The 11,923-nt window shown below is 63.7% G+C and carries 12 protein-coding genes; 11 read left to right on the top strand and 1 reads right to left on the bottom strand.

Annotated features, from left to right (window positions below; translation table 11 throughout):
• The first annotated feature begins 22 nt into the window (after window positions 1-22).
• Both ACJ8KE_RS13120 and aroL read left to right on the top strand, forming a co-directional pair.
• On the top strand, window positions 23-541 hold the full coding sequence (locus ACJ8KE_RS13120; protein WP_442517262.1) for a GNAT family N-acetyltransferase: 519 nt from the start codon (window positions 23-25) through the stop codon (window positions 539-541).
• Between the two features lie 109 nt (window positions 542-650).
• Complete coding sequence (gene aroL, locus ACJ8KE_RS13115) at window positions 651-1,175, top strand: shikimate kinase AroL (protein WP_116403931.1); 525 nt, start codon at window positions 651-653, stop codon at window positions 1,173-1,175.
• 36 nt (window positions 1,176-1,211) lie between these two features.
• Here the strand turns inward: aroL and ACJ8KE_RS13110 are convergent, their stop codons facing one another.
• Window positions 1,212-1,955 (bottom strand): helix-turn-helix domain-containing protein, encoded by a 744-nt coding sequence (locus tag ACJ8KE_RS13110; protein WP_442517261.1) that lies wholly within the window; start codon window positions 1,953-1,955, stop codon window positions 1,212-1,214.
• A 96-nt stretch (window positions 1,956-2,051) separates the two neighbouring features.
• Between ACJ8KE_RS13110 and ACJ8KE_RS13105 the strand changes: the two genes are divergently transcribed.
• The 9 genes from ACJ8KE_RS13105 to ACJ8KE_RS13065 all read left to right on the top strand — a co-directional run bounded on the left by ACJ8KE_RS13105 (window position 2,052) and on the right by ACJ8KE_RS13065 (window position 11,859).
• Window positions 2,052-2,456 (top strand): nuclear transport factor 2 family protein, encoded by a 405-nt coding sequence (locus ACJ8KE_RS13105; protein WP_115435609.1) that lies wholly within the window; start codon window positions 2,052-2,054, stop codon window positions 2,454-2,456.
• Between the two features lie 47 nt (window positions 2,457-2,503).
• Window positions 2,504-2,704: a YaiA family protein gene (locus ACJ8KE_RS13100; protein WP_015376810.1), complete on the top strand. Its 201-nt coding sequence runs from the start codon at window positions 2,504-2,506 to the stop codon at window positions 2,702-2,704.
• A 144-nt stretch (window positions 2,705-2,848) separates the two neighbouring features.
• On the top strand, window positions 2,849-3,349 hold the full coding sequence (locus tag ACJ8KE_RS13095) for an RNA polymerase sigma factor (protein ID WP_025301723.1): 501 nt from the start codon (window positions 2,849-2,851) through the stop codon (window positions 3,347-3,349).
• Window positions 3,350-3,425: 76 nt separating this feature from the next.
• A complete protein-coding gene (locus ACJ8KE_RS13090) occupies window positions 3,426-4,379 on the top strand; it encodes a FecR family protein (protein ID WP_016928900.1) in 954 nt (317 codons plus the stop codon).
• Between the two features lie 156 nt (window positions 4,380-4,535).
• Window positions 4,536-7,235: a TonB-dependent receptor gene (locus tag ACJ8KE_RS13085; protein ID WP_116403933.1), complete on the top strand. Its 2,700-nt coding sequence runs from the start codon at window positions 4,536-4,538 to the stop codon at window positions 7,233-7,235.
• A gap of 78 nt (window positions 7,236-7,313) precedes the next feature.
• Window positions 7,314-7,880, top strand: a complete 567-nt coding sequence (locus tag ACJ8KE_RS13080; protein ID WP_016928898.1) for a hemophore HasA — start codon at window positions 7,314-7,316, stop codon at window positions 7,878-7,880.
• Window positions 7,881-7,952: 72 nt separating this feature from the next.
• On the top strand, window positions 7,953-9,737 hold the full coding sequence (locus tag ACJ8KE_RS13075; protein WP_033634212.1) for a type I secretion system permease/ATPase: 1,785 nt from the start codon (window positions 7,953-7,955) through the stop codon (window positions 9,735-9,737).
• Window positions 9,734-11,065 carry an HlyD family type I secretion periplasmic adaptor subunit gene (locus ACJ8KE_RS13070; protein WP_442517260.1) on the top strand — a complete coding sequence of 444 codons (1,332 nt, stop codon included), beginning with the start codon at window positions 9,734-9,736 and terminating at the stop codon, window positions 11,063-11,065. The genes ACJ8KE_RS13075 and ACJ8KE_RS13070 overlap by 4 nt, the downstream gene beginning before the upstream one ends.
• Before the next feature lie 2 nt (window positions 11,066-11,067).
• Window positions 11,068-11,859 (top strand): energy transducer TonB, encoded by a 792-nt coding sequence (locus ACJ8KE_RS13065; RefSeq protein WP_442517259.1) that lies wholly within the window; start codon window positions 11,068-11,070, stop codon window positions 11,857-11,859.
• The last annotated feature ends 64 nt before the right edge of the window (window positions 11,860-11,923 follow it).

The following is an 11,923-nucleotide window of genomic DNA, read 5'->3' as shown; positions in this document are numbered from 1 at the left end:
GCCCCAACGTTAAGGAGAACCCATGAGCCTGCAGATCCGTTTGGCGCAGCAGCAGGATATCGCGCATCTGATGGCGGTTGAGCGCTCGGCGGCGCAATTGTTTCGCCAACAGCCGGAATGGCGCTTTATCGCCGAAGGCGAGGTGATGGCCCCGCAGCAGCATGCCGCGTTTATCGCCGAGCGCCGTGAATGGCTGGCGGAAAGCGACAACGGCGAGTGCGCCGGTTTTATCGCCGTGCTGGCTCAGGGGAAAGACTGGCATATCGCCGAATTATCGGTCGCCGGTGCCTGGCAACGGCAGGGCGTCGGCCGCCGCCTGATCGGCGCGGTGGCGGAAGAGGCCAAACGGCAGGGGGCCGACCGCCTGACGCTCACCACCTTCATTGAGGTGCCGTGGAATGCGCCTTACTACCGGCGGCTGGGATTCCGGCCGCTTGACGACGCGCGGCTCACGACCGCTTTACGGCGGCACCTGGATGAGGATCTGGCGCACGGCTTTGCCGTCGGCAGTCGCTGTGCTATGGAATTTACACTATCGTAAATATTGAAATACAGAGCGGGCAGGGTATGATGCTGCCACCACGCCATCGCACCCGCTCGGTATTTTGGTATGCAATGCACTCAAGTCACCGCATAAGGGACAACCCGTAATGACACAAACCCTGTTCATGATAGGCGCTCGCGGAGCCGGCAAGACCACGGTAGGCAGCGCATTGGCGTTGGCGTTGGGCTATCAGTTCGTCGATACCGATCTGTTTATGCAGCAGGCGGCGCAGATGAGCGTGGCGGAAATGGTCGAGCGCGAGGGCTGGCTGGGGTTCCGCCGCCGCGAGACCATCGCGTTGCAAACCGTGACCAAGCCGTCAACTATAGTTGCCACCGGCGGCGGGGCGATCCTGGCGGAGGAGAACCGTCAGTTTATGCGTCAGCATGGCACCGTTATCTACCTGCGCGCGCCGGCCAGCGTGTTGGCGCAGCGGTTGGAAGAGTACCCGGAAGATGCGCAGCGCCCGACGCTCACCGGCAGGCCGATCGCCGAGGAGATGCGCGAGGTGCTGGCGGCGCGCGAAGCGCTGTATCAGGACGCCGCGCATTACGTGATAGACGGCGCCGCCGATCCGCAGCGGGTGGTGGAACAAATTCTCGCGGTGCTGCCGCGTGAGACGGTGAAGTAACCCTTTCTTCTCTTCGGGCGCTGGGCGCCCGTTTTCTTATTCCGTTTGCCGAGCGGCCGCAAAGTACGCCCCGGGCGTGACGCCGAAGCGGCGGCGAAAGGCGGCGATGTAGGCGCTGACGTTGTCGTAGCCGCAGGCGTCGGCCACCTCGGCGACCGCGGCGCCGCGTGATAATCCCTCCAGTGAACGCAACACCCGCGCCTGCTGGCGCCACAGCGCGAAGCTGATGCCGGTTTCCTGCAGAAAACGGCGGCTCAGGGTGCGCGGGCTGAGCCCGGCCCAGTCGGCCCAGTCGCGCTGGCTGCGCAGGCTGGCGGGATCGTTCAGCAGCGCCCGGGCGATGTTCAGCAACCGGGCGTCCTGCGGCAGCGGCAATTGCAACGGCGCGCGGCTTGCCGTGTGCATTTCATCCAGCAGCACCTGCAGCAGCCGCCGTTGCGGCGCACTCAGCGGGCCGGCGGGGAACTGCGCGATGCGCTCCACCAGGGCCTGCAACAGCGCAGAGGCCGTGAACAGCTGCGGCTGCGGCGGCATCTCCGGCACGCTGTCCACCGGCAGATACAGACTCCAGCCCACTACGTCGCCACAGGCCAGCGCCTGATGGGCGCATCCCGGCGGCAGCCAGCCCAGCGCACCGCCGGTGATCGCCCATTGCCGGCCCGGGAGTTCCATTGCCAGCATGCCGCGCGTCAAGAGATAGATCTGGCCGTCTTCGTGCCGGTGCCAGGGCGTCAGGTGCTTTTTTTCATGCTGAAGGCGTTGGCTGCGGATCTGCGTCATGTTGGCCGTTTAACGTTATTGAAAGTCTTGATGTGGTTATTATGCCATCGTCTGGCCGGGATAGGATCGCCTTTCACCCTATTTCGGAGAAATGTGATGACTCAACTTACCCCGCTGAATCTGGTGCTCGATACGCTGCAGCAGGTGGTCGCCAGCCCGGAGCATCGGCCGACGCAGCTCGCCGCCCGTTTTAGCGCAGGCTACCGCCAGCAGGTGGATGGCAAGGTGCTGAACTTCGAGCAGTTTGAGCAGCATATGGCGCTGCTGAAGCGGCAAACCCGCCGCATGACGCTGAGCGTGATCGCGGCGGCGGCGCAGGGCGAGGCGGTGCTGACCCACCATCTGGTCGAGGTGGAAAAGCGCGACGGTTCCCGCAGCCGCGTGCGGGTGCTGGCGCACTTCACCGTGCGTGAAGGGCGTATTTGCGCCTGCGACGAATTGACCGAGCTGTTGACGGGCGCCCCCGGCGATCGCGATCTTGGCTCGCGCGTGTCGGAATGAGGGCGGCTGCTATACTTGCTACTGTGTGAAACACACGGGAGAACGGCATGCGCGAAAATGATCAACCTGCTTATCCGCGGAGTGCCCGCGTCGTAGAGGTGTTTCGGGGTGATCCGAACCTGCATCTGCGCCGTTTTGAAGTGCGCACCGACGACATTGAGCCGAATACGCTGCTCAGTGAACATGAAACCGAGCAGGAAGCGCTCGACGCCAAGCACCGCTATGAAGACGAGGCGCTAGAGCACTGACCTGCAGCCCAGCGGAAACCGGCGTCAGGCCGGTTTCCTGTTTATCCCCGCCTTAGCACATATTTCCCAGAACAATATTGATAATGATAATCATTTATGTGATTTTTATCGCCCCTATTGGGTGTTTCACTTCTGGGAAAAGAGATGTCCAATTCCGAGTTGCAGGCGCTGTTTCTGCGCCATATGCGGCCGCTGCAAGCCTATTTGAACGCCAAACTGCGCGACCCTCAGCTGGCCGCGGATTTGGCGCAGGAAAGTTTTACCCGCCTTACCGAGCAGTATCCGCAGGGTAACATTCTCGATATTGAGGCCTACCTGTATAAAACCGCCAAGAATCTGATGCTCGACCATCTGCGCCAGCAGCAGCGGCGGCAGACCGAAGCGGTCGAAGACGACATTCTGGCGCAGTATCCCTCGGGTGAACCGGCGCTTGAACAACGGGCGATCGATAGCCAACTGCTGCAGTTGTTACAGCAGGCGCTGGCGGACATGCCGCCGCGCACGCAGCAGATTTTCCGCCTTAACCGGCTCGATGGCCTGACCCAGGCGCAGGTGGCGGCGCAGCTGGGCGTGTCGCTCAGCACGGTGGAAAAACACCTGGCCAGCGCGCTGGAGCGGCTGATGGCGCGGATGGAAGAACAATAATGGCAATTTTTTTACGGGTTTATCCGCGCTCAGACGTCTTAACCTATAACCAGAAAAAACAGAGGTCTATGCCATTATGAAACCGCTAACCGCACAGGCGCGACAGCAGGCGGCCGCCTGGGCCGTGAGTCTGGCCGAAGGGGCGCTGCCGGCCGATCGGCGGCGAGCGTTGGACGCCTGGCTGGCCGCCGATCCGCAGCATCCAGCGGCGCTGCGTCAGGCTCGCCTGCTGTGGACGACGCTTGGGCAACTGCCGCCTGAGCAGCGGCAGGCGTTACAACCGCAGGTGGCGGCGCTGAAAACGCCATCTCGCCATCGATGGCCCCGCTGGGCGGTGGCAGCGGCGGTGGCGCTCGCCGTTTCATTCGGCGTTTATCGCGGGCCGGATCTGTGGATCGGCCTGCAGGCCGATTATCAAACCGTTCGCGGTGAGGTGCGCGAAGTTGCGTTACCGGACGGCAGCCGGGTGGCGTTGGACAGCGGCAGCGCGATCGCGCTGGCGTATTCCGCAGACGAGCGCAAGGTGCGGCTGCTGAGCGGCGCCGCCTATTTTATCGTCGCGCCGTTGGGCGGGGCGGAAAGCCGCCCTTTCAGGGTGGAGGCGAAAAACGGCGTCACCCAGGCGCTGGGCACCGAGTTCAGCGTGGCGCGCACTGAACAGGGCGTCGACGTCAGCGTGCATCAGCACAGCGTGCGGGTGACGCTTGAGCGCGGCGAGCGCTCGCTGGTGGTCGCGCAACGCCAGGCGGCGCATTACCGCAACGGGCAGCTGCAGCTGACGCGGCAAACGGCCGGTGATGACGCCTGGCGACGCGGCTGGCTGGTGATCGACCGCCAACCGCTGACGCAGGCGCTCGCGCAGCTCAACCGCTATCGCGAGACCCGCATCGTGGCGGTCAATCCCACGCTAAGAACGCGCACGGTCAGCGGCGTGTTCGCGCTCAATAAACTCGACGACGGCGTCGGCGCCATTCGTCAGGAACTCTCCGCCCGCCAGCTGAATCTCCCCGGCATCACGCTGCTTTACTGAGCGGCCAAGGCGGGCCGGGATGCCCGCTTCGCCGCTATTTTCACTTTCTGTAAAAAATCTTTACGGGTTTTTGCCTCCCGGAACGTCCTTATGTTTAAACGAGATTGATTTCCATTATCACTTGGTTTGACGTTCTTTCGGGTGGAACACACACGCATGCTTATTCACAAGGGAACCACGCCGGCCGGCCGATTGGCCACGGCGGTACGCGCCGCGCTGGCGGCGATGATGTTGACTCAGCCGGCTGTGGCGCTCGCCGTCCTGGCTGAGGCGAACGGCGCGCAGGCCGTACAGCAAAAGAATTTCAATATTGCGGCGCAGCCGCTGCAGAGCGCCATGTTGCGCTTCGCCGAGCAGGCCGGCATGCAGGTGTTTTTTGACGAGGTGAAACTCGATGGCATGCAGGCGGCGGCGCTGAATGGCAGCATGAGCGTAGAACAGGGCCTGCGGCGCTTGATCGGCGGCAATCCGGTGGCTTTCCGCCTGCAGCCGCAGGGGCAGATCGTATTGAGCCGGCTGCCGACGGCGAACGGCGACGGTGGCGCGCTGGCGTTGGACAGCCTGACGGTGCTGGGCGCCGGCGGCATCAACGCCAACGATTGGGTTTACGACGAACCGCGCTCGGTCAGCGTCATCAGCCGCGAACAGATGGACAACCGCCCGGCGCGACACGCGGCCGATATTCTGGAGCAGACTACGGGAGCCTATTCCAGCGTCAGCCAGCAAGATCCTGCGCTGTCGGTCAACATCCGCGGCATACAAGACTATGGCCGGGTGAACATGAATATCGACGGCATGCGGCAGAATTTTCAAAAGAGCGGCCATGGCCAGCGTAATGGCACCATGTACATCGATTCCGAACTGCTGTCCGGCGTGACCATCGACAAAGGCACCACCGGCGGTATGGGCAGCGCCGGCACGCTCGGCGGCATCGCCACCTTCAATACCGTCAGCGCGAGCGATTTCCTGGCGCCGGGCAAAGAGCTGGGCGGCAAGCTGCACGCCAGCACCGGCGATAACGGCACCCACTTCATCGGCAGCGGCATACTGGCATTGGGCAACGAAACCGGCGATATCCTGCTGGCCGCCAGCGAACGCCACCTCGGCGACTATTGGCCCGGCAACAAGGGCGACATCGGCAACATTCGCATCAATAACGACACCGGCAATTACGATCGCTACGCCGAGAGCATCAAGAACAACAAAATCCCCGACACCCATTACCGCATGCACTCGCGGCTGGCCAAGGTGGGCTGGAATCTGCCCGCCAACCAGCGCCTGCAGCTGAGTTATCTGCAGACCCAGACCGCATCGCCGATCGCCGGCACCTTGACTAACCTGGGCACTCGCCCGCCCTATGAACTGGGCTGGAAACGCACCGGCTACACCGACGTGATGGCGCGCAACGCGGCGTTCGACTACAGCCTGGCGCCGGAAGACGTCGACTGGCTCGATTTTCAGGCCAAGCTGTATTACGTCGATACTCAGGACGACAGCGACACCTACAGCACCAGTTCGCTGCTGGACAACGGCTACGCGACGCGCACCCGCCTGCGTACCTATGGCGCACAGGCGCAAAACACCTCGCGCTTCAGCCTGGCGCCGGGGCATGACTTCCGCGCCAATTACGGGCTGGAGTTCTATTACGACAAAGCGACCAGCGACTCTTCTCGCCAAGGCATGGAAGGGGTGACGCCGGCCGGCAACCGTTCGGTAGCCAGCCTGTTCGCCAATCTGACCTACGACTACGACGGCTGGCTGACGTTGGAAGGCGGGCTGCGTTACGACCGCTATCGCCTGCGCGGCCAGACCGGCCTGAGCTATCCGGATTTGGCCAAGGATGGGCAACGCTACACGATTGACAATCCTTGTAAAGCGTTGCGTCTGACCGGCTGTTCAACCACCACCCGCGAAGATTGGGACGTGGATCGCGATCAGGGCAAGCTATCGCCGACGCTGGCGGTGGCGGTGCGCCCCGGCGTGGAGTGGCTGGAGCTGTATACCACCTACGGCAAATCCTGGCGGCCGCCGGCGATCACTGAAACGCTGACCAACGGCAGCGCGCACAGTTCTTCCACGCAATACCCCAATCCGTTCTTGCAGCCCGAGCGTTCGCGCGCCTGGGAAGTCGGGTTCAACGTGCAGCAGCCGGATCTGTGGTTTGAGGGCGATCGGTTGGTGGCCAAGGTGGCCTACTTCGACACCAAAGTGGATAACTACATCAACCTGGCGATAGATCGCAATAAACCGGGGCTGGTGCAGCCGAGCATCGGCAATGCCGCTTACGTCAACAATCTGTCGAAAACCCGCTTCCGCGGGCTGGAGTACCAGCTCAACTATGACGCCGGGGTGTTCTACGCCGACCTGACCTACACCCACATGATCGGCAAAAACGAGTTCTGCTCGAACAAGGCCTGGTTGGGAGGGCGTCTGCGCTACGGCGACGGCTCGCGCCGCGGGAACTTCTATGTTGAGCCTGATGCCGCTTCCAATGACTTCGTCACGTGTGATGGGGGGACGCAGTTTGGCTCCGCCGCCTACCTGCCGGGCGATCGCGGTTCGGTGACGCTGGGCGGGCGTGCCTTCGATCGCAAGCTGGACGCCGGGGTGACCGTACGCTTTGCGCCGGGTTATCAGGACAGCTCGGTACCGTCCAACTACCCGTACCTGGCCGACTGGCCGAAGTACACCCTGTTCGATCTGTACGCCAGCTACAAGCTGACCGACAGCCTGACGTTGCGCGGCTCGGTGGAGAACCTGACCAACCGCGCCTATGTCGTCAGCTACGGCGAGACGTTGGCCAATACCCTGGGGCGCGGCCGCACCGTGCAGGGCGGGGTGGAATACCGTTTTTAAGCAGTAAAAGGGCGTTGCTCATCCTTGAGCACAAGGGCCGCCTCGCAAGGGGCGCCGTTCATCAATGGAGATAGAGAAATGGCATTTTCAGTCAATTATGACAGCAGCTTCGGCGGTTACAGCATTCATGACTATCTGGGCCAGTGGGCTTCGACATTCGGTGATGTCAATCACACCAACGGCAATGTCACCGACGCCAACAGCGGCGGCTTCTATGGCGGCAGCCTGTCCGGTAGTCAGTATGCCATCAGCAGCACGGCAAACCAGGTGACCGCCTTCGTGGCGGGCGGCAACCTGACCTACACGTTGTTCAACGAACCGGCGCATACCTTGTACGGCCAGCTGGATTCCCTGTCCTTCGGCGACGGTTTGAGCGGTGGCGATACATCGCCGTACAGCATCCAGGTGCCTGACGTCAGCTTTGGCGGCCTGAACCTCAGCAGCCTGCAGGCGCAGGGTCATGATGGCGTGGTGCACCAGGTGGTGTACGGCCTGATGTCCGGCGATACCGGCGCGCTGGAGACCGCGCTGAACGGCATCCTCGACGACTACGGCCTGAGCGTCAACTCCACCTTCGATCAGGTGGCGGCGGCGACGGCGGTGGGCGTGCAGCACGCCGACAGCCCGGAACTGCTGGCGGCCTGATCGCGGCCGTTTGCCCGCCGGCGCCGTGCGCCCCGGCGGGCGTTTTCTCGTTTTTAGCCGATGGAAAACGCCATGAAAAACGCCGTCAGGCGCGGAGAAGTGATGAGCGTGCTGGCCGCATACCGGCGCGGATTTTGGGGCATCGCGCTGTTTACCGCGGTGATCAACCTGCTGATGCTGGCACCGGCGCTGTACATGCTGCAGGTCTACGATCGCGTGTTGCCGTCGGGCAACCGCATGACGCTGGCGATGCTGACCCTGATGGTGGTCGGCCTTTACCTGTTTATGGGGCTGCTGGAGTGGGTGCGCAGCCAGGTGGTGATCCGCCTCGGCGCCCAGATGGATATGCGCCTCAATCAGCGAGTCTACGACGCCGCCTTCGAAACCAATCTGAAAACCGGCAACCCGCTGGCGGGGCAGGCGCTGAACGATCTGACCAACCTGCGCCAGTTCGCCACCGGTAATGCGCTGTTCGCCTTTTTCGATGCCCCCTGGTTCCCGGTTTATCTGCTGGTGGTTTTTCTGCTCCACCCCTGGCTTGGCGCGTTGGCCAGCGCCGGAGTAATCGTGCTGGTGCTGCTGGCCTGGCTCAATCAGCGGGTGTCGCAAGCGCCTCTGGCGGAGGCCGGCCGGGTCGCGCTGAGCGCCACACAGCAGGCCAACGGCAATCTGCGCAACGCCGAAGCCATCGCCGCCATGGGGATGCTGACCGACTTGCGCCTGCGTTGGCTGCGGCAGCATCAGCAGTTCCTGCTGTTGCAGAACCGCGCCAGCGAGAAAATCGCCGCCGTCACCGCCTGGTCGAAAACCGTGCGGCTGGCGCTGCAGTCGCTGATGTTGGGCTGCGGCGCGCTGTTGGCGGTCAGCGGTGACATTACGCCGGGCATGATGATCGCCGGATCGATCCTGATCGGCAGGGTGCTGGGGCCGATCGATCAGCTGATCGGCGCCTGGAAGCAGTGGTCATCGGCGCGCCAGTCCCTGCAGCGTCTGGAGGTGATGCTGGCCGCTAACCCGCCACGAATACCGAGTCTGCCGCTGCCGGCGCCCGGCGGCGCATTGACCGTGAGCCAGTTGACCGCCAGTGCGCCCGGCGGCACGGCGCCGGTGTTGCACGGCGTCAGTTTTCGTCTGGAAGCCGGCGAGGTGCTGGGCGTGATTGGCGCGTCCGGCTCCGGCAAAACGTTGCTGATGCGCCAACTGGTCGGCGCGCTGACGCCGATCAGCGGCGACGTGCGGCTGGACGGTGCAGACATTCAACAGTGGGACAAGCAACAACTCGGGCCGCATATCGGCTACTTACCGCAGGATATCCAGCTGTTCGCCGGCACCTTGACGGACAACATCGCCCGCTTTGGCCAGGTCGACGCCGAGAAGGTGGTGGCCGCGGCGGCGCTGGCCGGCGTGCATCAGCTGATCCTGCATTTACCGAAAGGCTATGAGACCGAGCTGGGTGAAGGCGGCAGCGGCCTGTCCGGAGGCCAACGTCAACGGGTGGCGCTGGCGCGCGCGCTGTATGGATCTCCGGCGCTGGTGGTGTTGGACGAACCGAATGCCAACCTCGATCGCGAAGGGGAAGAGGCGCTGCAGAGGGCGATCGAAGCGCTAAAGGCGCGCGGCACCACTATCGTGTTGGTGACCCACAAACCGGCGATCCTGGCGACCACCGACAAATTACTGGTGCTGACCGCCGGCCAGGTGCAGCACTTCGGCCCCAGCGACGCCATCCTGAAAAAACTGCCTGGTTTTGCGCCCGCCGCTGCCGCCGCTCCGGCCAATACCGGGCGCAGCAACGGCGGCTTCAACGTCAATTACGCCAATTTCGCCAAAACGGCCAGCGGTGAACGAAAAGTATGAGCAATCAGAGTGTGATCCCCGGCGATATCGACACCCTTTCCCGGCAGTTTGACGAAGGGCGCCATCTGCGGCTCGGCGGCTGGCTGGTGCTGCTGGGATTTGGCGGCTTCCTGCTGTGGGGGCTGTTGGCGCCGTTGGATAAGGGCGTGCCGGTTTCCGGTAGCGTGGTGGTGGCCGGTAACCGCAAGGCGGTGCAGCACCCGAGCGGCGGCGTGGTGTCGCAGATTCAGGTGCATGAGGGTGACCGGGTCCGCGCCGGGCAGGTGCTGTTACTGATGGATACCGTCGACAGCCGCACCCAGCGCGATGCGCTGCGCAGCCAGCAGTTGAGCAACGCCGCGCAGCAGGCGCGGCTGCAGGCCGAGCGCGACGGTCTGCAGGCGATCGCTTTCCCGCCATTGCTGCAAGCGCGGCGAGAAGAGCCGGAGGTGATGTCGCTGATGCTGCTGCAACAACAGCTGTTCACCAGCCGCCGTGCGGCGCTGCAGAGCGAGCTGGCGGCGATCGCGGAGAGCATCGCCGGATCGCAGGCGATGTTGGAAGGGGTTCGGCAATCTTACGCCAGCAAGCAACGGCAAAAGGCCATGTTGCAGGAGCAACTGAGCGGCATGCGCAAGCTGGCGGCGCAGGGGTATGTGGCGCGCAATCGGCTGTTGGATCTGGAAGGGCAGCATGCGCAGATCGACGGCCAGGCGTCCGAGGATACCGGGAATATCGGCCGCCTGGGCCGCCAAATCCTGGAGCTGAAACTGCGGGCGATCCAGCGGCGGGAGGAGTATCAGAAAGAGGTCAGCAGCCAATTGGCCGAGGTACGGATGAAACTGGACGAGCTGGATAACCGCTTGGCCAAGGCGGAGGCCGATCTGGGGCATACGCAGGTGAAAGCGCCGGTGGCGGGCACCGTGGTGGGGTTGAGCGTGTTCACCGAAGGCGGCGTGATCGGCGCCGGTCAGCAACTGATGGAGATCGTGCCCAGCGATCGGGGGCTGCAGGTGGAGGCGCGCATCCCGGTCGAACTGATCGACAAGGTGCAGGTGGGACTGCCGGTCGAACTGTTGTTTTCGGCGTTCAACCAAAGCACCACGCCGCGCGTCGAGGGTGAAGTGACGCTGGTCGGGGCCGATCGCCTGACCGACGAGAAAAGCGGCGCGCCTTATTACAGCGTGCGCGCCAAGGTCAGCGAAGAAGGATTGCAACGTTTGAACGAGTTGGAGATCCGCCCGGGGATGCCGGTTGAAGGGTTCATCCGCACCGGCGAGCGTTCGATGATGAACTATCTGTTCAAACCGCTGACCGATCGCCTTCATTTGGCGCTGACGGAAGAGTGAGCATGTCGGTTTCGCCGCTGCCTTTCGCCGCGCCCGGCGCCGCCATGCCCTGGCGCCGTTGTCTGGTGTTGGTGCTGGCGCTGCATCTGCTGGTTGCCGCGCTGCTTTGGCCCTGGAGAGACAAGGCCGTGCCGCCGTGGGTGCCGCCGCCGGCGGTGATGGTGCTGATGGCCGCCGCGCCGCAGGCCCCGGCCGAGGTGAAACAGCCGCCGGGACAAAGGACGCTGCCGCCTCAGGCTGAACCGTCGGCGCTGCCGGAGCCGTTGCCGCTGGTGAAAGCGCCTGACGCCGCGCAGCCGAACATCGCCGTGCCGCCGAAACAGAAAAAACCACCTAAGCCGGTGAAGAAAAACAACCTGCCCCGCACGCCGCCGCAGGAGAGAATCATCGCGCCGCCGAAGGTTCAGGAGCAAAGCGCCGGCGCGCCGCCGCCGGGCCGCGCGGATAAAACGGCCGCGCCGCAAACCCGCCTGACACCCTATGCTCAGGCGGGGGAGGACAACTGGCGCAGCCGCATCAGCGGCCGCCTGAATCGCTTTAAGCGTTACCCCAAAGACGCACTGCGGCTGAAGCGCCAGGGCGTCGGGCAAGTGCGTTTCACGTTGGACAGACAGGGCCACGTGCTGGCGGTGACGCTGGTCAGCAGCGCCGGGCTGCCGTCGCTGGATCGTGAAATCCAGGCGCTGGTCAAACGCGCGTCGCCGCTGCCCACGCCGCCGGCGGACGCCTACGTCAACGGCACGGTGGAATTGACGTTGCCGATCGATTTCAGTTTGCGCGGCGCGGGTTTTTGACGCGGTTGTTTCATGGCGATGGCCTGAGCGTGGCGCACGGAAACCTTTGCCTCTGCGCCGCGAT

The organism is Serratia sp. CY56464 (assembly GCF_052168435.1).
In the GTDB taxonomy this organism is placed as follows: Bacteria; Pseudomonadota; Gammaproteobacteria; order Enterobacterales; family Enterobacteriaceae; genus Serratia; species Serratia marcescens.
This window is presented reverse-complemented; position numbering and strand designations above follow the sequence as displayed.

What these genes read in the sequence shown, in the direction of transcription:
- ACJ8KE_RS13120 (WP_442517262.1), top strand. Translation starts at nt 23, where the DNA reads ATGAGCCTGCAGATCCGTTTGGCGCAGCAGCAGGATATCGCGCATCTG.
- aroL (WP_116403931.1), top strand. Translation starts at nt 651, where the DNA reads ATGACACAAACCCTGTTCATGATAGGCGCTCGCGGAGCCGGCAAGACC.
- ACJ8KE_RS13110 (WP_442517261.1), bottom strand. Translation starts at nt 1,955, where the DNA reads ATGACGCAGATCCGCAGCCAACGCCTTCAGCATGAAAAAAAGCACCTG.
- ACJ8KE_RS13105 (WP_115435609.1), top strand. Translation starts at nt 2,052, where the DNA reads ATGACTCAACTTACCCCGCTGAATCTGGTGCTCGATACGCTGCAGCAG.
- ACJ8KE_RS13100 (WP_015376810.1), top strand. Translation starts at nt 2,504, where the DNA reads ATGCGCGAAAATGATCAACCTGCTTATCCGCGGAGTGCCCGCGTCGTA.
- ACJ8KE_RS13095 (WP_025301723.1), top strand. Translation starts at nt 2,849, where the DNA reads ATGTCCAATTCCGAGTTGCAGGCGCTGTTTCTGCGCCATATGCGGCCG.
- ACJ8KE_RS13090 (WP_016928900.1), top strand. Translation starts at nt 3,426, where the DNA reads ATGAAACCGCTAACCGCACAGGCGCGACAGCAGGCGGCCGCCTGGGCC.
- ACJ8KE_RS13085 (WP_116403933.1), top strand. Translation starts at nt 4,536, where the DNA reads ATGCTTATTCACAAGGGAACCACGCCGGCCGGCCGATTGGCCACGGCG.
- ACJ8KE_RS13080 (WP_016928898.1), top strand. Translation starts at nt 7,314, where the DNA reads ATGGCATTTTCAGTCAATTATGACAGCAGCTTCGGCGGTTACAGCATT.
- ACJ8KE_RS13075 (WP_033634212.1), top strand. Translation starts at nt 7,953, where the DNA reads ATGAAAAACGCCGTCAGGCGCGGAGAAGTGATGAGCGTGCTGGCCGCA.
- ACJ8KE_RS13070 (WP_442517260.1), top strand. Translation starts at nt 9,734, where the DNA reads ATGAGCAATCAGAGTGTGATCCCCGGCGATATCGACACCCTTTCCCGG.
- ACJ8KE_RS13065 (WP_442517259.1), top strand. Translation starts at nt 11,068, where the DNA reads ATGTCGGTTTCGCCGCTGCCTTTCGCCGCGCCCGGCGCCGCCATGCCC.